This window comes from Olivibacter domesticus (genome assembly GCF_900109575.1).
Classification (GTDB): Bacteria; Bacteroidota; Bacteroidia; order Sphingobacteriales; family Sphingobacteriaceae; genus Olivibacter; species Olivibacter domesticus.
Genome location: NZ_FOAF01000004.1, coordinates 71,482 through 94,403 on the forward strand (window position 1 = coordinate 71,482; position 22,922 = coordinate 94,403).

Sequence of the window (22,922 nt, forward strand, 5' to 3'; positions counted from 1 at the left end):
TTCAAAAGTCAAAAGTCAAAACCCCAAAGGGCTCATTGATACCTTAAAAAGGTAAAAAAGTATTAATATTCAAAAGTAAAAAAGCTTCGGCGATTCATCACTCGCTTACAGTTAGCTGCAATCAGCTTCCAGTCGCGCTAGCCTTTCTCACAACTACCCCCTCTATCCCTACTACCATCAATCAACACTTCCCTGCTCACAGCTAGCATTCATTCATCGTTCATCATTCATCACTTCTAAGATGCTTTTTGCTTTCGGCTTTATCACTACATACCCTTTCCAACCATAATAAAACACCACTAAAAAGCATAGTAAGGGGACGAGATAAGCAATTTGAATGCTATGTGCGGCTACTGAAACCAATCCCATTAATAAAGGAACTACAGCACCCCCTATAATAGACATTACTAAAAATGAGGAACCTATTTTTGTCTCTTCATTCGTAAGACCTTGAATACCTAAGGAAAAAATGGTTGGATACATAATGGACATAAAAAATGGTACTGCCACCAATGCATACAACGCAACATCTCCAGCCGTAAAAACGGCTATTATTAACAGCAACACACACAATAATCCATAAACCGCTAAAAGGCTGGCTGGTCTAATGTATTTCATCAAAAAAGTACCGCTAAACCGACCCAACATAAAGCCTACCATTGCAACAGAGCCGAATAGATAGGCTGCATTTTTTTCACCCATATTGGCAACATGGTTTGCATAACGAATAAAAAAACTTCCCACACCTACTTGGGCTCCAACGTAGAAAAATTGACTTATTACCGCCCATAAAAAGTGTTTATGCTTAAAAATTTTAAAGGAAAAATTAACGCCTACGGTATGTGTATCATCCACCTCCCGCTCGTCTCCTTCAGGCAGACGGGTAAAAACAAATAAGATCAATAAAACAACGACAACACCGGCAATCACCAGGTAAGGGACTTTTACAGTATCGGCTTCCGATTGTAAATATGTATTCAGTGACGCTTGTCCCATTGCCGCTAATTCTTCAGGACTATGTTCAATGCCCGACAGGATGAACTTCCCCCCTAGTATTGGCGCAACAACGGCTCCCAATCCATTAAAAGATTGTGCAAAATTTAGGCGTTGTGTGGCTGTTTCCTTATCCCCTAAAACAGATATATAAGGATTTGCAACAGTTTCCAAAAAAGTAGCTCCGGCGGCAATTACAAAAATCGCTGTTAAAAAAAAGAGATAACTTCGCTCAGAAGCCGCGGGTATTACCAATAACGCACCCAGCGCATAAAGCACTAGTCCAACTAAAACGCCCTTCTTGTATCCAAACCGTTGCATATAGAGTCCTGCAGGAATAGCTACCACAAAATAACTTATATATGCAGACGTATCGATGAGTGAGGATTGTAAATCATCAAGTGCAAAGGCCTTTCGTAAATGAGGTATTAATATCGGATTTAGGTTATGAAGCAGGGCCCATAAAAAGAATAATGAAGTTACTAAAATAATGGGTATCAATGTGCTCTTTTTTGACATATAATAATATTAGGTTCAGTTTAAACGATAAAATTTATTCATTATTGGTAAAGCCAGATACAAAGTAAACTAATATAGCCATCAAATACCTTTCTCATTTTAGCAAATGATTCAGTTATTTTAGCATATTTACGTTATATTTGTGGTAATAGTTGGCCATAAGACTTAATATAAAGCATCATAAATGCAACATATATCAGCTTAATTGAATGATTACCATAGCCCTTAATACGGCGAATAATCCTCAAAGGCTCTATTGGCAAAATAAGCTCACTTTGTGTGTTTATGAGTTCTATAGCCTATATAAACGAATAAAAATAAACGGATGAAGCCTCAATTATTGAAACTTAGTACAGCTCCAACACAGTCCTTTAGTGTTAGACAAGATTTCGTTCCATACATGAATAATAAATGGCACTACCATGCTGAAGTGGAACTGATTCACTTTTTCAAAGGAAGAGGCACGCAATTTATTGGTGATCAAATAGACCATTTTAATTCGGGAGATATCGTGCTCATAGGATCTCAACTTCCTCATTATTGGCGATTTGATGATTTGTATTTCGCCAATACGAACCAAGAGAAGGCAGATGTAAGAGTGGCTCATTTTAATGAATGTTTTTGGGGAAAAGACTTTTTAGAACTGCCGGAAAATTTAAACATCAAACAACTGTTAGATAAGGCAAAAAGGGGCATCCAAATTATCGGACAAACCAAAAAAAAGATTGCTAATATTTTGCAGGAAATGCTTAGCAGTGAGGGAACAAAACGAATTCTTTTACTTATAGAAGCCCTTCATATTATTGCCTCAGATCAAAATTATCAACTCATCTCTTCTATGGGGTTTCATCCAAACCTTCAGGACGAAGAAAAATGTCGTATAAATGGTATCTTCGATTATACGCTCTCTAACTTCAGACAGAAGATAAGTTTAGAAGATATCTCCGTAATTGCCGGTATTAGCTCAAATTCTTTCTGCAGGTATTTCAAGTCTAAGACGGGAAAAACCTATTCACGTTTTCTATTGGAAATCAGAGTTGGTCATGCCTGCAAACTGTTAATAGAAAATAAAATGAGCGTAAAACAGCTTTGTTATGAAAGTGGCTTCAATAATTTTGCAAGTTTCCATAAATATTTTAAACAGATTACAGGCAAAAGCCCTTTGTCGTACCAAAGGGCTTTTCTAGAGAAGGTATAAGTTATATTTGTTTCCTTTTTTCCTTGATGAAAAAAGAAAGAAAAAAATCAAGGCTTCATGATTTTCGCTAAAGATTCAGGTCGCACGCGCAATCCTGTGCAGCAACCCTCAACAAGTCCCCTGCTTCGCTTTTTCACATGATTTTTATGCCTCGCATTCTGAATATTCTTTACGCTCACTTCATGAGGCCAGCTCGGCCTAAGCATTGCCCCCTAGTACTGCTACTATTCACTTAGTTCAGTACTGAACCATCAACCCATTGGCTCATCATCACGTAAGCCAATTCATACTTTAACCATTTACCTACTTAACCACTCAACTATTTCCTATTCCACTATTCAACTTATTAACTAACGGGTTCCATCACAGACCCCCTTGAAATACCCCACCGATTCGGCAATACCTGCTAGGGGGTCTTTCATATCTTTTTCGTATTCTAAACTACATGAACCGGTATATTTTATTTTTCTTAGCATTTTTACATAGGCCGGAATATCAATAACTCCACGTCCAAGTTCACAAGTCTTGCCATCTTTAGTGGCAGCTGTTACGTTCTTTAAATGCATGTCGAATATTCGCTTCGCATACTTTTGCAAATCGGCCACTGAGTCGTGCCCATCTCTCTTGTTATGTCCCATATCAAAACAGATTCCCACTCTTGGATCTAAATCTTTAATGAGATCATAAATAACGGAAGCATTTGGATATAATTTATCTTCCGGCCCATGATTGTGAATTGCGAAACGAATGTTGTATTCTTTTGCCTTTTCAGCAACATAAGGTAAATCCTCATGGTTGGGAATACCAATAATAAGATCTACTCCTACTCGCTTAGCGTAGTCGAAAGCCTTATCAATCTCTTCTTTTGTTTTTGTATAGATCGGGCCTACACCGTAACCTGTCACATCATATTGCTTCAATTTTGCATGAAAAGCTGCTATTTGCTCGGCAGAGCTATTGTAAGGTAGATGAAAGTCCTTGATACATAAATAATGTACATCTACTTTTTTCATCATCTCCAACGATTGATCAAGGTTGAAATTCACAAAACTATAACCTGCTATCCCCAATTTAAATGGTTCATTCTTGATTTCAGCTTTTTCCACCAACACACCAGCCATACTTGGCATATCAACTATTGTAACGGCTGCTACTCCCAATAAACTCTTTTGTAAAAAATTTCTTCTACTATTCATATCTATTTATTCTCTTTTTTTGCTAGTGCTAATGCTTGCGTCGTTATGTAGTATTTAGTAATCATATTAGGCACTTCCCAAGCTGGAAGTTCACCATTTTTAAGGTATGTTAAATAGTTTTTTGTAACCTGCGCAAAATGTTCTTCATGACTTGTTTTAAATTCTTCAGGGATCACGACCTCATAAAATCCTTCCTTTAATTTTTTAACCGTCACACCACTATATTTGCTGCTAAGCTGCTCAATAGCTTTCTTTACCTCCCCATCAAATACTTTTTTATCCCCCTCCGCTGATTCGATAAATAGTACGGGTTTATATCCTTCTTCTTTACCTTGCTTTATAATAAGATTTGCCTTAGTGCCGCGCATAATGGAGTAATGTGTATCGCCCGTACCTTCAGGCGCTTCAAAATTCCATTTCACTGATACTTTAGCGTGTACCCCTTTAATCGTATAATCAATTTCACCATTCGCATAAACCTCCAACTCATTTTTTGCATTTACGTTTGCACGCAAAAATGCAGGGTACTCTTCATTTGTTGCCTTTTTAAATTGTGCAGCACTTAATAAAGTTGGTGACCTTTTCGCACCTAGCAGCTTGATATCCTTCTTATAGTCGATCACTTGATCTGGAAAGCCCTCCCATTGTACCAAGTCCACCAAATGCGTGGTCACATCAACAATCCCTTCTCCCTGTTGGCTAACATCAAAAAACCAACTTGGTCGAATCAAGGGCTTACCCGATACATTTTTAAAGAAATGATGAACACTTTCCTTTGTTATACCAGGTTTGTCGGCAGTGCCTTTCTGTAATTCGCCAAATAGCGCTTGCGTTTGAGAAAGCTCTTTTTGCAAGGTTGCAGTAATTTCGAATCTTTCGGTCATGATATCGTATAGCAACACGCCTTTCTCTTTTGCTTTTGCAAAGGCTCCTTCAAGCTTTTTAAAACCGTCTTCATTAATGGCCATCGGCTTATCCGCGAGTACATTGAAGCCCCCTTCAATAGACTGACTGATATAATCAATTTTACGTTTATTATTGCCTGCCAAGACTACTACATTGCCCTTCTTCTCCTGAAGCATTTTTTGCAAGAAATCTTCACCCGTGTAAATTTCTTCTTTCCAGTGAGTAGATACCGAAGCATTGGTATTATAGCCATTTACTAGATTTAAATGTGCTTGTAAATCTTTGCCATCTGTCGGGGCATACACATGTACCGTACTATCTACTCCTGGGTACATCTCTTTCTGCACAAGGGCCGCATGAAAGTGCCCAGGATCTAATGTGATTAATCGGATATTACCGGCAGTCCCTTCTTCTTTCTCGCCGCCGGATTGGTTGTTGCAAGCAACCATTACACCTCCCAACAAAAGGAGACTTGCAGTTTGCATGATTTTTTTTTTAAGCATTTGTTTTAGTATTGAGAATTAACTATCTATATTTTGATCTTTCACGATCACATTTTTGTTTTCCCATTGCTTTTTTCAATATATTCTAACCAATTGGCATGCTTCTTAGGCTTTCGATAAAGATGGATTTCATTGGTCCCACTTCCGAAGTTAAGACTTTTTTATCACTTGCGTGAAAGCTTTGTTGTCTTCATTTTTTGATCCGCCTGTCATTGGGCATACTAAAATCTTGATACAAATCTTCACTTGAAACGTACATAAAACCTGATGAAATCCCTTAACATTTATTTAGTACAATATTTCAAAAATATGACGGTAAGAGCATATTTACATTATTAATATTGCTGCTATCTTTGTTTTTAATTAGTCAAGTATTGATTAGTTCTTTCTTACCTTTATAAGTCTACTTACAATATTAAGGATAGCCATAAATTTTACCTTACATTTAGGACTAAAAATTAACGATAACGATATCGTAAAAAAGCAGTGACTAAATATTTCTGCTTATAAAGCATCACTCATCCTATTTTTAGTGCAGTTAACTTCTTTTATTCTGTCATTTTTTTGCCGCTATAAACACATCTGAAGCTTTTAAATAAACCCTGTCATTTGTACTTGCTTTATTTACAGAGCCTTGTGGGGAGGTGGGGGCGGTGCATGACCTGTAGATTTTAAAAGGTTATCGAGTGCTATTTGTAATTGATCGGAAGACGGTCTTGGTGCATTTACAAAAGCCACATTTCCCTTAGGCCCGATTAGTACATAATGAGGTATTCCTGTAAATTTGAATTCTTTTCGTAGTATTTCGAAATCACCCGGATTTTCCAGCACATAATTTGTCTCCATATCCTGCAACTGTTCCTCATTAGAAGCTTTTTTCCAGCTTTCTTTATCTTGATCAATCGAAAGGTAAACAAAGCTTACTGGCTTGTCTTGGTAAGTTTTTCGGATATTTCTGGCGTAGGGCATTTCAGCTCTGCAAGGTTTGCACCAACTGGCCCAGATATCGATATAAATAACATGGTGCAGATTCTTATCGATCATATCCCCAAGGGTTGTCTGCTTTCCCTGTTTATCTCGGAGTTGTATCGCTTTTAACGTTTTACTTGCCCTGAAGATCGCTTCGTTGGGGTTGAATCCCAACTGGATGATATGTTGTTTGCTCACGCTATCAACAACAGTAGAAAGCATTTGATTATAGGCAGCCTCCATTTCACCAGCGAACTGCCAGTTCCTATTTTTGGTAAACCGGCGTACAGTAGTATAGAACAAAAAATCGCGATTGAACCCTTTTGAATGTTCTTTGATCAGTTCAAGAGTATGCTTAAAATGTGTCGGTGAATAAGGAGGGATAGCTGGCTTTATTTGCGAAAGCCCAAATAAAAATTGCTCCACACCCAAGCCACCAGCGACCAATAGGAGGCTGTCTGACAAAACCTGGGGGTCTATACCATCAAAATAATCGTCAGGTATACCGCCTGGGGCGATCTTACCAAGCTCAATGGGCGTTACCAGATTCGCTAAATACATTCCAAATATTTTCTTTTTCAGATAATTTAATGCCTCTGTAGTAATATTTACATGTTTGTATTGCTGGTCCAGTGACTGTATTATTTCAAGATACGCCTTTTCACAGTCCTTTTTCCAGTGGTCGATATCGTTTGAATAAGCGTTTTTTTTCTTTCCGAAAATAGAAGGGAATTCCATTCGAGCCCTTTTAATACTGTTCCAAAAAAAGTCATAATTAGCACTGTTCTTTCCGCTAGCATACAAGGTATCGATACGTTTGTATTTGGTGTTTTCTTTGACATCGTAAACAAGGTGGACAGAATCCCCCGAACTAACATATATGTTCTTAAACCACATCATCATCTCTGTGGGTCGATCCAGTTCAAAAGTCATATAAAAACTATCTGCCTCCTGTATATATTGGTATTCCGTAGGTTTCAGGGTTATCAGATTCAAGTCGTAAGGATCGATTTGTTGAACGGCAATACCTTTTGGATGATAATTAATCAGTTTTCCTGTAATAACAGTTTTTCGAGACTCATTTTTCTCCTTAGCCGATTGTTTTGAGTAATGACAACTCGACAAACAACTTAGATAAAGTATACACAACATGTAAATTCTCATAACATGAAATAATCGTGAAAAATCACTGCCACAAAACCCTTATTACAAGATATTTTGTGGTAGTGATATAGAACCGCTATTCATTTTAAACGATAAAAATCTTTCATTTTTAAGAATGATCATACCAACTTACTTTCCCACATGTTCTGTACCATAAGGAAAACGCTGTGGTCTGGAGAGCGTTGCGTTGGCTTCATCATCGCCAATAAACTGCTCTTTCTCTATATCCCATTTTAACTTTTTCCCTAATTTCATTGCCGTGTAACCTATAATACAGGCCGATCCCACTCGCTGCGCCACCTCAGCAGGGCTAATCGTTTCTTTACCATTTTTGATACATTCTAACCAATTGGTATGCTGTTCTGGACTTGCATAAAGTTGAATTTCATTCGGTTTAATTTCTGAAGTTAAGATTTTTTTGTCGCTCGCATAAAAAGCTTTATTTTCCTTTCCGTCTGCTCCCGCGGTAGGATCTGAAGCCGTAACACCTACATTACCTCTGGATACAAAAATCCATCCTTCGGTACCTTCAAAACGCACACCATTCGGAAAAGTATCGCGGACTTCCATCGTCACATTATTGGGATACAGCGCATGGATTTCATATTTGCCATGTACGTCCCATAGCCCTGAAGTAGGATATTCTGCTTTCCCCTCAACCTCTAATGGCCCGCTTAACTCTACACCCATTCCCCAATGCGCAATATCGAAATGATGGACACCCCATCCTGTTATCATACCTGCACAAAACTGTTCGCAGCGTAACCAGCCTGGCCTTTCTCCATCTATTTCCGTTTGCGAGTGCACTCTATCTTTGGTATAATAAACTTTTGGAGTCGATCCCAGCCACATATCATAGTTCAAGTTAGGAGGAACAGGCATTTCAGTTGTGATCCCCCCTGCTGGGTCAATTGGGAGGCCAATTTTTATACTTTTAAGCTGTCCGATTCTTCCATTTCTAACTAATTCACAGGTCCTTTTAAACTGTGGCCAAGGATGCATTGATCGCTGCTGTGTTCCCAGTTGAAAAACAACGCCAGATTTCTTAACCGCATCAGCCATTGTTCGTCCCTCCTGTATCGTCAATGCCGTAGGTTTTTGCAGATAGATATGCTTTCCTGCTAATGCCGCTTCCATGGCAGGTTGCGCATGCCAATGATCGGGCGTACTTATTACTACTGCATCAATATCTTTATTAGCAATTAGATCGTGATAATCATCGTACATTTTTACTTGGATAGACTTACCGAAATTGTCCATATGCGTTTTTTCGATCCAGGCTTTACCTTGTTTCAAGCGATTGCTGTCTAAATCTGCAACACCCACCATCGTTACGTAATCATGTTTCATCACCTCGGGTAGATCATGTGTCATACCTATTCTACCAAACCCTATTTGTCCCACATGAATGCGATTACTTGGTGCATTTTTGCCAAAAACAGAAGAAGGCACGATAGTTGGAAACGCCGCAGTAGCAAGCAGTAATGCCGAACCTTTTGCAGATTTCTTGAGAAAGGTTCTACGATCTAATTGATTTATTTTTTTGTTCATAATTATAAGTATTTAATAGTTAGCGTGCAATTCTGCATCCGTTATTTATCCACTGACGTTGCATGGGATTTACTATAATCTCGACCATTCTGTTCCCCGATGGCCCACTGAATACCCCCTAAAATATGCTTTCGAAAAGCAGGATCGTTATAATCCTCTTTCTGATGACCAAGTGATGTATACCACGCTCGGCCTCCATCAAATTCATGGCACCACACCGATGGAAATTTGTCGCCAAATGTAATAGGTCTCCTTTCTCTTACTTTATCAATTGTTGTTAAATCGTTTACTGCAATGACCTGTAAGTTAACCTCCATTTCTTTCAAGTAATAACATTCATCCTTTACACGCTTCCAAATTTGCGGTAAATGTGCAACTGACGGATGGCTTTTATCTATCATGTTTACCGAAAAAGACTGGCCGGGTTCATGCCAGTCAAAAGTCCCACCTAATAATTGTTTAAACCATTTCCATTGTCTCTCCGTACCCGAAGCGGAATGAATCCCAACAAAGCCTCCGCCTGCTTGTATATATTTCATAAAGGCTAAACGCTGCTCATCTGTATCAAAAACATCATTATTTGTATTCGAAAAAATTAGCACATCATATTGTTTTAAATTTTCGTCTGAGAAATCATGTGGATTACTACTTGTGTCAACAGAAAAACCGGTTGACTTTCCTATTTCCTGTATAGCTTTTACGGAGTTTGCAATATTATCATGCACAAAACCTTTTCCATTTTTTGTATAAACAAGCACCTTTACCTTATTCCATCGAATCGTTTGCGCGCTCGAAATATTTCCCATTGCGATAAAGAAAAGGGCGCTCAAAAAGAAGATTTGTTTTTTCATCAGTTATAATTATTGATATATTGTTTATTTATAGCGGTATCAATGAGATCGCTTCGCTAAGTTTGGTTTTTTAATGGTGATGAAGCTACCATGAGCAATATTAATTGCTGTTTATGAGGTATGCTCATGATGGTTTCATCAGTATATAATTTGTTTTTAATTGGTAATAAAATGATCACGTGACGAAGATTCTTTTCTCATTGTTCATGATTACAAATATGCATTACTGTTTCGTTCGCTATAGTTGTACTGCCATTTCACCTATATATGAACTCATCAGCATTTATTATATTTTACGTTTTTTTATTGCGATCAATCTTCCATTCGAAGAACACGATTTAATAATAATTTCAATCATTAACCGCACTTGTCGATGACTAGGATATTAACACAAAACAGTGATTTGAATATTCACAATTTATTTAATGGTCTATTATTTGATATCAATAAATAATATGACAAGTAATTATAACTTTGCAAACCTTGAAATAATCATTGTCTTCATGCAATAATACTCAATGCGAAGAAGATTGACACAATGCTTAACCTTAAAAATTAACGATAACGTTGTAGTAAACAAGAGGCTACAAAAAACTAATAAGGTGTTTGCTATATCTATAAAAATTTGCGTTCAATTTATATTTGTTGGCTCCTATGACTAACAAACCTGCTACTATTAAAGACATTGCTAAAGCACTTAATATTTCGGTGTCAACCGTATCAAAGGCACTGCACGATCACCCTAATATTGGCGCCATTACCAAAGAACGCGTCAAGGCGGTAGCAGAGAAACTTAACTATAGCCCCAACATAACAGCGATACAGTTTAAACAGCAAAAAACATTCACTTTAGGTATTATCATTCCCACACTGCTTGATCATTTCTATACCATCGCGGTGAATGGATTTGAAAAAGTAGCTACTGCGGCGAAATACAATGTCTTAATAGGCCAGAATCAAGAAAGCTTACAACGCGAGAAAGAACTGGTCAGCATTATGCAAAGCAATCGTATTGATGGTTTACTCATCGCTATCTCAAAAGAAACCAACAACATGGAGCATCTCCGAAAATTAGAAATGGCAGGAATCCCTGTTGTCTTTTTTGCGCGTAAACCCATCAATGAAACATTTAGCTGTGTCAGCAGCGATGTTTATCATGCCGCAGCAAATGCAGTCGATCTCTTTGTATCCAGGGGCCATAAAAAAATAGCCTTTATCAATGGCCCTTCGCACTGGGCGACAAGTCGAGATCGGTTTCTTGGTTATCGGGATGGATTACTGAAACACAACATCGCTTTAGACAAACAATTAATCGAAGAAAGTGATTTGGATACTTCTAGCAATTACCAAGTCGTCCGAAGACTTATGCATCTTTCTCCCGCACCAACAGCCATGCTTCTTTTTAAAGACTACCTCATGCTCGATGTTATGTCATGCCTTCGCAAAGAGTTCCCAACGGAATATCCTGCCATTGAACTGATAGGTTACGGCGCCTTACCCCTCTTCAGCCACTTTGAAAGGCCTCCCTTAGCATCGCTTAAAGAACAACCTTATGAAATTGGTGAGCAGGCAGGTACATTACTGCTGAATATGATTCAACATCCGGAAAGAGATCATAAGCCGCAACTGATTTCATTGCCGTGCACGTTACATTATTTTAAAGAACTATAGACTATTTACTAGCAGCGTATGCCTGCCAAAATTTTTCCGCTTCGTCTACGGTAAGCGTATCATCAAAAATTATTAATCGATATTTTAATTGGTACTCTTTGCCAGGTGCTAATGCCCAATCTTTATTCTTGGTTGGTGCAAAATTCACAAACACATCTCCTCGGCCTTTGTTCTCCAATGTGGGCCACACCCTAACAGGCTCGGGATGATTGAAATTATCCGGATACGATAAAAAAAGAATCCCCGCCTTTGCCCCATCAACCGTTCCCTCAACCAATATCCATCGTTCAAGAGATCCGTCTGCATTACTTCTGTCTTTACCACTTGCTGTTATAACCCTACTATTTTTGTTTGTCCACTGCTCCGTTGCCCTAAAACCCAGTCCACCATACCTATATTCTTTTAAGGTCACACTATCTTTTCCAACCACCTCTAGGGTTGAGTTAATATCGCAACTGTATTTTTTATCATCTATGGGCAGTACTTTTACTTCCCAGTTTTCATTTAATATCGTGACTTCCTCCGTCGGCGTAGGATATATGATATGTGCATGTTGAGCATTAAAACCTACCACGCCCTTTTTATCATAAACTTTGTTGAATTTAACATGTTTAACGGCTCCCTGTTTATCCTTTAGATTCCATAAATCATAGACGTTGTTTTTATATTCCACTCGTGTCCAAGGATTCCAAACGCCATAGTGATGATAATGATCTGGTGGTTGAATACGCGTTAATGTCTTACCTGACAATGTATTCAAAGGATGTATGAAACCTGCTCGACCAAATACGCTATCTATGCCCGCGGGTGGGTATTTTACAGTATACTGATAGCCCAAAACGTAATGCCCTTTCTCATACAACTTGAGTACACCTTCTTCTTTCTTTACGTTCTCTTGTGCAAGTGAACCTATATAAGTCAACATAAGAAATAATAATATCGAGTTTTTCGTAATCATAATATAGTTTTTTAAGCGTTAAATATAGTTATTCCTTATTAACATGTAATCGTTCATCAACTTATCCCGCTGGAATTTCTTCCAGAGGCGGCAAATTCGTTTCTGATCCGGCATATCCTTTATTTTGATTGATATGTCCTAGTGAATTTCCATTAATAGCGCTAATTGGGACAGGCCACAGTACATGGTAAGGGCTCATCGTATAGGTAACGCCGAAATTTGTTTTTACCCCTTTATTATAGAAATCACTTTTAGCCATCACGCGATCATAAAAGTAATTGTTCTCAGAGAAGGCCTCAAGCGTATAAGACTTACCGTTTTCGGCCGTTTTTCCTGTCATAGCAAAAATATACGCAATGCGGGTAAGCTCTGTCTTTCGTGGCTCTTCATAGTATAGTTCGCGCGCCCTTTCATCTAGAATAGTTCCTATGTTAACATCCGCAGCTGTAATAGGAGCAGCCAGCGCTCTTTCCCTGACCTTATTGATATCTGCTGCTGCCATGGCAATATCGCCTTTCCAGAAATAGGCTTCTGCTCTCAATAAATAAGTTTCTGCCAAACGGAAAATATACCAGTCAGATTTTCCACCAGCAGGCTGCACACGTTGTGGATCTTCTACAAACAATTTATAATGCGGCCACCCAAACCACTGTCGGATCGTGTCATTCGATAAGATCGTTCCCTGTGCATTGCGCAACTGTAAATGCTTACCATAATAGGGATCAGATCCTTTCAGCGAAGGCCGATTATATACCAGATCCTCCATATCCATCCAATTACCCGGAGCATGACGTAAATCGGTGGTGTCTTTCCACATCCCTTTCTGCGTATACCAAGTGGGTCTCACACGTCCAATACCACGACCATAGGTATTCACCTGATCAATCTCAATATTAGGCTGATCGGACATGCCTCCATTGCCTGCAGGAGTTAACAATCCCGTATTTCCCCAATAAGGAACCGCGTTTCGCATGGATTGCGTTCCACCTATGGTAGTACCATTATCGGTATTCCCATCAATATTTAATCTATCAATTACCAACAAAAGGCCTTCTGTATTCGAAGCAAGTGATTTATTTTCCGGCCGATGTAAATCCCAAACTACATTTCTTGTCGCATCGTTGGCATCCACGCCAAAGCGATTGGTCATCAATTTATACACCCCACCGTCAATGACATTGGAAGCCGATTGAATAGCCTCATCAAATAAGCCCAACGCTAAATTTATCTTCGTCAGTAAATGACTCACTGCCCCTTTCGTAACCTGCCCCTTATTTACATTGTCGGGCACCCATTCTTGCGCAAATTCAAGATCCTCTTTCATACGACGCAAAATCACTTCTCGTTTTGTGGTATAATAATCCAACTTAGGCTCACTAATTTCTTCCAGCGTTAGGGGCACATCACCAAATTGTTGGGTTAATCGATAATACCTCAGTGCTCTATGAAAATACGCAGACCCCAACAACTGATTTCTTTCGGCTTCAGAGGAATAATCCTCTGGTGCATCAATATATTTGATTGCTGTATTTGCATAACGTATGCCGCGATATCCCTCATTCCAATACCAGCCTATCTTATTATAATCGGTATGGTTAAGTTGTGCATCCGGTGTGATGGCTTGATTCAGATCTTGCGCAGGACCCGGTTTGTCTGTTGTCCCTTCCACCGCAATATCAGAATAGATCGTTTCTGTTACGATAGGGGCAGCATCTCCATAATACTCGATGCGCATATTCCGTTCGCAGGCTACCAAAGTGGCCCATAAAGCGTCAGCCGATTTGAATGCCTCAGGCGTATAAAACGACAGATTATTCGGATCCAAGTATTCCTTTTTACAGCTGATGGCCATGCAGAGAAAGAATAGTATGGAAAATATTTTCTTATTTTTAATTAATTTCATGATGTTACTAGTTTAATGGATTCTCTGCTTGATTAAATAGTTAAGTCAATACCGAATGTAAAATACCTAGGTGTCGGTCCAGGGCCTTCATCCGTGTTTGAATCATTCCATTCAGGATCCCAGATCTCCCAATCGGGCGCGTACATAGCGGCATTTCTGACATTCACATATAAACGAAGGTTTTGAATTTTATACTTGCTAATCACATCTCTCGGCAGACTATAAGCTAAGGAAACATTATCTAAGCGTATGAAGGAGCGTTTACGATATACATTAAAACCGGTAGCACTACCCTCATTTGAATTGATTCTAGCCCATTCTGTTGATTGATTTTCAGGTGTCCAATAAGGAAATTGATAAGAGTTTTGTCGGTCGGGAAAACCATTTCTACTTTTTAACCAATTAAAGGGTTCCTGATGCCCCCATAAAGAATACATCATGAAGGAAAAGCTGAAATTCTTATATAGCTGGAAGTCATTTCGCAGCGACCACCGAAAACGAGGTTCGGTATACCCCAGAAACTGCTTGTCGGCATTTGTGAACCGGCCATCGTTGTTCACATCTTCCAACTTATAGTCCCCTGGGCGTAACCCATACTTTGCCGCTGTTTCTTCTTCCCCTAACTGGTAAACACCTAAAGCTTTCCAATCCCAGATAGCATCGATCGCATGACCGATAAACCATTTGTTCTGCACATCATCCAACTCACGCCCGTTTGCATCTAAATTGCGGTATACATGTTGGATACTATTTCTATTGAGCTGAAACGTTGCACTGGTTCTCCAAGAGAAGTTTTCTCTTTGCATATTGTTCGAGTTCAGTGTAATCTCTAGACCTCTATTTCTTACTTCTCCCAGATTATCCATTACCCAGTCAAAACCCGTTACGGTTGGCAAACTCCGCTGTACTAAAAGATCGCTCGAATTCATCTGGTAAACCTCCAGACTGCCATCTAACTTGTTATTAAACAAAGCGAAGTCCAAACCAAGATTGACCGACCGGTTGCGTTCCCACCGCAAGTTTGGATTTCCCAATCTATTAACCCACAATTGGTTGACCTGGATAACCGTACCATCGGGCTGAACGTATAAATATTTCCCTGTGGTTAAATCAGCTAACGCTACATACATGGGCTCATCGCCTCCCATATCTCTATTTCCATTGGTGCCCCAGGAAGCACGTAATTTACCGTAGTTGAACCATTTACTCTTAAAGAATGGTTCTTCGCTGAATACCCATCCAAGGGCAGCGGAGCTGAAATTGGCCCGCGGATTACTTTGTCCGAAAGCAGAGTAACCATCTCTCCGATAAGTTCCCGTAAACATATAACGATCTTTATAAGAATAGAACAGACGTGCCATCAACGCATCCCCTGTACTATATTGATCGTTACTGGAGACAATTGGGTTAATACCAGATCCTATACCATGGTAACCGAGGTCATCATTAGGGGCAAAATTATCATTGGTCATCGTATTGTTCCATCGTTGATACTTCTCTGCATTCGCTAATAATGTTACATCGAATCGATGTACCTCGTCGAACGTTTTATTCCATTTAAGGATATTATCCAATTGCCAATAATAGGTTTCGCGTTGTTGCCTAGAGGCTCTTCCGCCAAAAGCAGCCCATGATTCATGACTGGAACGCTCATGGTTATATCTTTCATACAGTTCCAGTTGAGGAGTAAAGTTGGTCTGAAAGGTGATGCCAAAAGGTAAATTAACTTTCGCAAAAACGGTGCTATTAAGCGTGGTAATACGTTGCAGACGATCTGTGTGAGAGGCGTCATAGCCAGGATTTACTCCACCTGAATTTTCAGTATTGGGCCGCCATATTAAGTTTCCATTTTCATCATATTGACTTCCCCAAGGTGATAAACTCGTAATTTCTCCCCAGCTATAGGCGATGGCACTTTCATTCCTTGAGGTAAATTGTGTATTCATACCTACAGACAAAAAGCTGGTAATATTCGCCTCAATATTTGCCCTTGTTCGTAGGGTTTTAAACTGGTCATCTTTAATGATACCTTCATTATTTAAATAACCAGCACCCAGATAGTATCCCACATCCTTGTTTCTACCCGAGACACTGATATTATGATCCTGTCGCAGTCCTTTTTGAAATACTTCATCATACCAGTCGACCGATTTTCCAGCAATATAATTATCTATCTCAACAGGTTGCATATTCAGTCTACGTAACCATGTTCGCACAGGATCACCTGTTGATCCATCATATCCCATCCAAGTATCCACACTGATATCCGACGGTAATGTTCTAGGATCGTCAAAACGATAGGCTTGTGCATTTGGGTTTATGCTTTTAAAAACGTCTGTCCGCCAAGAAGTAAAGGTGTTTGCATCATGCACCCTCTCATTAACAGCCATGGTTGCCAAACCAATATTCGCATTATAGTTTATAACAGGCTTGCCATCCTTCCCCTTTTTCGTCGTAACGATAACGACTCCGGTAGCCGATTTCGCACCAAAAACGGCGGCAGAACTGGCGTCTTTTAACACATCTACTGTTTCTATATCGTTGGGATTAATATCTTCCCAGGCGCCATAATAAATGGCACCATCTAAAACGATGAGTGGGCTTGTGCTGGCATTAAATGAGGTTCTCCCTCTCACTTGGAGACTTCCTCCTCCTTTAGCACTTCGATTGTAGCCAACGTTCACTCCTGCCACATTTCCTCTTAATACGTCCGAAAGTTGCCCGGGTGCTTCATTTTGAATTTTCTCAGCATTTACCTGAGAAACCGCCCCAGTAAGGTCTCGTTTGCGCGTAGTTCCATAACCTACTACTACAACTTCATCCAGGTTAGCAATGTCTGCTATCAAGACGATGTTTAAGGGGCTTTGTGCCTGCGCCGCTTTCTCCTGTGTGCTAAATCCTATAAAAGAAAAAGTCAATGTCGCATTGGGTTTCACATTCCGTAACACAAAATGTCCTTTGTCGTTTGTACTAACACCATTTGTTGTGCCCTTCTCTTTTACTGCAACACCAGATAAAGGAGTATTATCTCCTTGAGACACAACTGTTCCGCTCACAGTAATCGTTTGTTGTGCAAACATTGCCATAGGGAAAAACAGGAGCATTGCAACTATCTGCCATTGAAAAAAATAAAAGGTGCATAAAACGTTTCGTAGAAAAGTTTTCATCATAATTTAGCCTCCTTGGTTTTTATGAGCGCAAAACGCTCTAATCGGTTATTAAAATTTAGATTTACTGGTTAATCAGCAGGTATAAAATTAGGAAGGCGTATATCGTTTTGAATATTTTACAAGCTTCCTCTGAGACAGAATACCTGAAAATAGTGCTTTACGGGCTTGTTCAAACGTTGTACTTATTTTAACAAAGCTGTCACTATCACATTCAAAAACATAAAAAGAAGCTAATAAGCGAATTCAGGTTTATAATTCAGCTGGTAGTTGACAGGAGAATAAATGACAATAAAAAAGGGCAATCTAAATAGAATGCCCTTTTGTTCTCAGCAGAAGGATTTTACGGATTCTGTTTTAATCCATCCTGCAATAATATTTGTGCTTCAGGGATGTATTCTACAACTGCCTTATCTTCATAGCTTACTTCTTTAATCGGATTGCTACCTAAAAGATGTGCACCTGGAAAATGCCGATCCATATTTTGCTTATTTCTAAATACATCTAATTTACGGTGTCCTTCATAGGCCAATTCCAATCGGCGTTCTTCTAACACAACGTCGATAACCGATTTTCCATTAAGATTACTAGATGTATACAGTCCGGCGGTTGGAATGCCAGCCCTTGTTCGGATGAGGTTGACATCCTCCAATGCCTTTGCTTCATTACCTGTTTTAGCATAAGCTTCTGCTCTATTTAAGTACATCTCAGCAAGACGCGATACCACGGGCGACCATAATTGTGCTTGCCCTTCCTGTCCCGAACACTTTAATACATAATATTTAGGGAAGCCATTCCGTACCGCTAACTTTTTATCAATTAGCGCACGCTTCTTACCTTCGGCAGTTTGTATAAAATAGTGGTATCCGCCGTGGCCATCTGCTTCTTTTTCCAATTTCGTTGCAGCGCCATTTTCAGTGTAGGTATAGTCATCACCACTCTTAGTGACCTCTTTCCATTTATAGGTCGATGAATTATCTGCATAAGTAGCCCATAAAACATTTTCATCGAGGACAACAGGCTCTATGAAATTGTTGCGTACATCCTCAGGAAACTCCCGTACCAACTCCAAATAGCTTCTAGAAGCATACATTTCTCCCCAGCCAGAGCCTAAAATACTCGCATAAAAAGAACCCACTGTGTACCAACCATTATCAGGGTAGTCAATATTTGGCTTCAATTTTACGGCAAAAATAGTCTCACTGTTATCCTCTGGTTTTATCGTTGGATACGTAGCTAGTTTATCCGTAGGGAGTAAACTAAACTTACCCGCATTGATCACTTTATCCGCGTACTCGATAGTTTTGGCATAATCTTCTTTGTAAAGGTACAAGCGCGATAATAGTGCCCAGCAAGCTTCTTTAGAAGCAAACGTATTATCCTTATCAGCCGTAAAAAGAGCAGCCGATTTTTGTAAATCTGCCTCTACTTGATCATACACTTCTCCAACGCTAGCTCTATTGGGGTGGTTAAGCGGGTTGGCATCCAGCTTTAAAGGAATCCCCAAGTTGGCGGCACCTTGGTTATAAGGTCTTCCAAAGATATCCAACAATTGAAAATGCATCAATGCTCTCAAATAGTAATTTTCGGCCAGAAATTGATCATTTGTGGTCGATTCTCCTTCCGTTATTGCTTCAATCACTTTATTAGCGCCTACAATTACCTCATACGATTTTGTCCAATAAGTTGCTGTTCTCGAACTATTTGCAACACGCTGGTAATTGTAAGAAAAAAACAAGGGATCAGTAGTGGTACCACTTACCGACATATTGTCTCCCGGAAATTCATGTAGAATATGCCATTCCGTTGCCCAAAGTTTCATCCGATGATAATTTCCTAAGGTAGCTGCTTCCAAACCTGTTTCAGAACCACTAAGGTCTTCTCCTTTAACAGAATCATAAGGAGATTTATCTACGCTACATGCGGTAGCAATTAGTAAACCTGTAAAGGCAACCGCTATATTTTTTATATGTATATTCATATTATTTATCTTCAATTTTTTTCGAAATTCACTGCCTTGCTTACAAGGAAACATTGATACCAAAAGTAAACCTCCGTGGTAATGGATAGGGCGACATATTATCACTTTCGCCACTAAAATCTGTTGTATTTTCCGGATTATCTGGTGGGAACAACATGGAGCCATTGATAGCAGCTTCCGGATCAATTCCAGAATAATTCGTTATTGTGAAAAGATTATCCACGGATGCAAAAGCGCTTAGACCTTTTAGACCTAAACGTTTTGTAAGTTTTTCGGAGAAGCGATAGCCAGCCGTAATATTCCGCAAGCGTAAATAACTAGCTTCTTCTACATATCTTGAAGACACTTTGTTAGCATTCAAATTTCCACCGTAAATGAGCTGTGGATGTGTGGCATTCGTGTTCTCGGGAGTCCATCTAGACCACCCATCCTTCAAAATCATTTGATTATAGGTAGGATATGCGCCGTCGGCGTCAAAGAGTTCGCGCCCCCCATTGTAAGCCATTGCTCCTTTAGAGAAAGAAAAATTAGCATTTAAAAATATATTTTTGTAGGTAAGCGCTGTACCAAAACCTCCGTAAAAATCAGGGGTAGAATTACCCACTTTTTGTAAGGTGGCATCGTTATAATTGCTGGTCATCGTTGTTTCACCGGTCTCTGGGTTTACCTGTTCCCATTGTGGAGCGCCGTTCTCTGTATTCACCCCAGCCCATTTACGCATATACCAAGTATCCACGTCCTGTCCTACTTCTATAATACGCATACCAGAAATTTGTCGACCTCCATACAGTTCCGTAATTCTATTCACGTTTCGACCGATGTTCATATCCACATGCCAATTGAAATCTTTCCCTTTAAAGATGTCGGCGCCTAACGTAAATTCAATACCGCGGTTACGTACAGCACCTATATTGTCCCAATAACCACTAAAGCCTGAAACTGCCGGCAGTGGTACAAAGTGTAATAAGCCACTGGTACTTTTATTATACACCTCAAGTGTTCCCTCTAACCTTTCAAATAAACCAAATTCAAGCCCTACGTTGGTATCATACGTACGTTCCCAAGTTAAGTCTTCATTACCTATCTGGTTTGGAAATGCAGCTGGCAAACCATTATATTGTGCAGCTAGTGAATACAATTCATACTGTGGATAAAAGGAAAGCGGTGTGTTTCCTACACTTCCATGTGCTACTTTTAATCGTAAATAATCAATTTTTTCTATGTCAAAGAAGCTTTCATTGTGGATGTTCCACGAACCACTAATAGCATAAAAATTTCCATATTTATGCTTCTCACCAAAACGAGAAGCCCCATCTCTTCTGAAAGACACCTGCAAATTATAACGATTATCATAACCATAGTTTGCATTAAACAATACAGACTGGAAGGCATAATCAAACTTTGTTCCTTCCATTTTTAATGGTTCTGAGGCAGCATTAATCGTGGAAGCACCGGCAACAATCCCTATACCGGTAGCATCTACGTCGTTATATTGATAATCACTGTATTCATAGGCGGCTAACGCATTGATGGTATGCTTACCAAAAGAATTCTGGTAATTCAGCATCTGATTTGTAAAACGCGTAGTCCGTTTTGAGATGATATTATTTATTTGTCCCTTCGTTCCGAGCCCTGCATTTGAACGTGGATCTGTATAACCTAAGGATTCGGCGTTGGTATAGGTAATATTGTTGGTTGACACAAAGGAGAAATGATCGCTGATATCATATTGAAAATCAGCATTTGCTATAGTATTAACATTAGAACCCTTCGTATAGTTCCACTGAAGATCGTACAAATAATTTTGCGCATCTCGCCCATACCAATTAACACCGCTAACTTGGGGGTTTACCACCGTTCCATCGGCATTGTAAGGTTTATCCCAAGGTAGATAACGGAACATATCGTATAATGAATGCTGTCTATCATCTGTAGCCGTATAAGTAGCTGAAATTTTCGGTTTAAACGTTAAGCGTTTACTTATCTTGTAGTCCACATTCATCCGTCCGGAGAATCTTTCATAGCCATATCCTTTAACAGAGCCCTCTTCTTTAAAATAATTTCCTCCGGCATAAATCTTAGCTTTTTCAGTAGCGCCCATATATGACACACTATAATCTTGTGTGACGCCGTTTTGTGAACTTAAATCAAGCCAGTCTGTATTGGTATTTAATAAATCCGGCGTGTAATAATCAGGGATAGATCCGGGGTTAGCAAATTGGCCATAATAGTCATACAATTGCTGGGAATTCATCAGCTTAAAATTACCCGTATTCAATACAGAGACGCCCCCTTTAGCACTGGCACTAATGGTACTTGTCCCCTCCCCTTTAGCAGATTTGGTTGTTACTACCATTACGCCGTTTGCACCCCTCGAACCGTACAAAGCTGCAGCCGCAGCATCTTTCAACACGGTCATGCTTTCCACATCTTGTGGGTTTAAGTTCGGTACTCCTTGCCAGATCACACCATCCACTACCCAAAGCGGGTCGACCGACGAGCGGATAGAGCTTTTTCCTCTGATTCGCAACGTAGGTTGCGCACCGGGTCTGCCAGTATTGGCAGAAACATCTACCCCTGCCACCTTTCCTTGCATCATATTTGCAATATTAGGAGAGGTCACATCTTTTAATTTTTCACTGCTAACTGTTGCAATCGAACCGGTAAGGTTTTGTCTTTTTTGCGTACCGTAGCCGGTTACTATTACCTCCTCTAGCGCCGAGACGTCCTCTTTTAATGTCACCGTTATGGCAGCATCTCCATTCACCGCAACTTCTTGCTTTATAAAGCCAATATAGGTCACAATCAATGTTTTACTACTTCCTGATAAAGCAATCGAAAATGCTCCTTCCGCATTGGTTTGTGTGCCATTGGCCGGTGTTCCTTTTTCAATGACCGACACACCGGGCAGCGGAGATCCTTGGCTATCTACCACCTTCCCTGTAATTTTTTCTTGTTGTGCCATTGCCTGCGTGAAGCCAAAAAAGCATATCCACAACAATAATAATAGTTTGTTCATACGTTGTTTACGTTTTGTTTATGTGTATTTATTAAGTTTGTATATGTTATGGATATTTCGCACGAAGAAATACCATTTTTTTACATAATAAGAGGTGATCTAACGCCTATCAGCAGTATCTCTAACCCTTATCCGCCATTTAGATAGAACAATTATATTGTTCCTACAACGGTTATACAAATTCAAACACAACGAAATCGATTGCGTAATTTTACGGTTGCAGCACGCAATCGATTGCTTAGAAATTAAAAATCAGTAACGGTACTGTTTTTTGTCTTTGCAGTTCCGGCCTTTCATATTGGACTATTTTGTATTTATTTAGATAAAAAAATAAGCGCTGAAATCTTAGCTATTGACCTTGCTAAATATAAGA

Annotated in this window: 13 protein-coding genes; 2 read left to right on the forward strand and 11 right to left on the reverse strand. The window is 39.5% G+C overall.

Annotation, left to right across the window (positions count from 1 at the left end):
- Positions 1-213: 213 nt before the first annotated feature.
- Positions 214-1,512 (reverse strand): L-fucose:H+ symporter permease, encoded by a 1,299-nt coding sequence (fucP, locus tag BMY50_RS16745; protein WP_093326563.1) that lies wholly within the window; start codon positions 1,510-1,512, stop codon positions 214-216.
- Positions 1,513-1,837: 325 nt separating this feature from the next.
- Between fucP and BMY50_RS16750 the strand changes: the two genes are divergently transcribed.
- Positions 1,838-2,710: an AraC family transcriptional regulator gene (locus BMY50_RS16750; RefSeq protein WP_093326564.1), complete on the forward strand. Its 873-nt coding sequence runs from the start codon at positions 1,838-1,840 to the stop codon at positions 2,708-2,710.
- Between the two features lie 350 nt (positions 2,711-3,060).
- Here BMY50_RS16750 and BMY50_RS16755 read toward each other — a convergent pair whose 3' ends face one another.
- The 5 genes from BMY50_RS16755 to BMY50_RS16775 form a co-directional block, all read right to left on the reverse strand.
- Positions 3,061-3,906 carry a sugar phosphate isomerase/epimerase family protein gene (locus BMY50_RS16755; protein WP_093326565.1) on the reverse strand — a complete coding sequence of 282 codons (846 nt, stop codon included), beginning with the start codon at positions 3,904-3,906 and terminating at the stop codon, positions 3,061-3,063.
- 2 nt (positions 3,907-3,908) lie between these two features.
- Positions 3,909-5,297: a putative oxidoreductase C-terminal domain-containing protein gene (locus tag BMY50_RS16760; protein WP_093327065.1), complete on the reverse strand. Its 1,389-nt coding sequence runs from the start codon at positions 5,295-5,297 to the stop codon at positions 3,909-3,911.
- A gap of 642 nt (positions 5,298-5,939) precedes the next feature.
- Positions 5,940-7,409, reverse strand: a complete 1,470-nt coding sequence (locus BMY50_RS16765; RefSeq protein ID WP_162276611.1) for a TlpA family protein disulfide reductase — start codon at positions 7,407-7,409, stop codon at positions 5,940-5,942.
- Positions 7,410-7,577: 168 nt separating this feature from the next.
- Positions 7,578-8,999: a Gfo/Idh/MocA family protein gene (locus BMY50_RS16770; protein WP_093326567.1), complete on the reverse strand. Its 1,422-nt coding sequence runs from the start codon at positions 8,997-8,999 to the stop codon at positions 7,578-7,580.
- A 41-nt stretch (positions 9,000-9,040) separates the two neighbouring features.
- Complete coding sequence (locus BMY50_RS16775; protein ID WP_093326568.1) at positions 9,041-9,850, reverse strand: ThuA domain-containing protein; 810 nt, start codon at positions 9,848-9,850, stop codon at positions 9,041-9,043.
- 654 nt (positions 9,851-10,504) lie between these two features.
- Between BMY50_RS16775 and BMY50_RS16780 the strand changes: the two genes are divergently transcribed.
- Positions 10,505-11,521: a LacI family DNA-binding transcriptional regulator gene (locus tag BMY50_RS16780; RefSeq protein WP_093326569.1), complete on the forward strand. Its 1,017-nt coding sequence runs from the start codon at positions 10,505-10,507 to the stop codon at positions 11,519-11,521.
- A gap of 1 nt (position 11,522) precedes the next feature.
- Here the strand turns inward: BMY50_RS16780 and BMY50_RS16785 are convergent, their stop codons facing one another.
- The 5 genes from BMY50_RS16785 to BMY50_RS16805 all read right to left on the reverse strand — a co-directional run bounded on the left by BMY50_RS16785 (position 11,523) and on the right by BMY50_RS16805 (position 22,549).
- On the reverse strand, positions 11,523-12,479 hold the full coding sequence (locus BMY50_RS16785; protein ID WP_093326570.1) for a DUF6807 domain-containing protein: 957 nt from the start codon (positions 12,477-12,479) through the stop codon (positions 11,523-11,525).
- Between the two features lie 61 nt (positions 12,480-12,540).
- Complete coding sequence (locus tag BMY50_RS16790; protein WP_093326571.1) at positions 12,541-14,382, reverse strand: RagB/SusD family nutrient uptake outer membrane protein; 1,842 nt, start codon at positions 14,380-14,382, stop codon at positions 12,541-12,543.
- Positions 14,383-14,414: 32 nt separating this feature from the next.
- Positions 14,415-17,552 carry a SusC/RagA family TonB-linked outer membrane protein gene (locus tag BMY50_RS16795; protein ID WP_093326572.1) on the reverse strand — a complete coding sequence of 1,046 codons (3,138 nt, stop codon included), beginning with the start codon at positions 17,550-17,552 and terminating at the stop codon, positions 14,415-14,417.
- A 340-nt stretch (positions 17,553-17,892) separates the two neighbouring features.
- Positions 17,893-19,530, reverse strand: a complete 1,638-nt coding sequence (locus BMY50_RS16800) for a RagB/SusD family nutrient uptake outer membrane protein (protein WP_093327067.1) — start codon at positions 19,528-19,530, stop codon at positions 17,893-17,895.
- A 40-nt stretch (positions 19,531-19,570) separates the two neighbouring features.
- Entirely contained in the window at positions 19,571-22,549 is a 2,979-nt protein-coding gene (locus BMY50_RS16805) for a SusC/RagA family TonB-linked outer membrane protein (protein WP_093326573.1), read from the reverse strand.
- Positions 22,550-22,922: the final 373 nt, after the last annotated feature.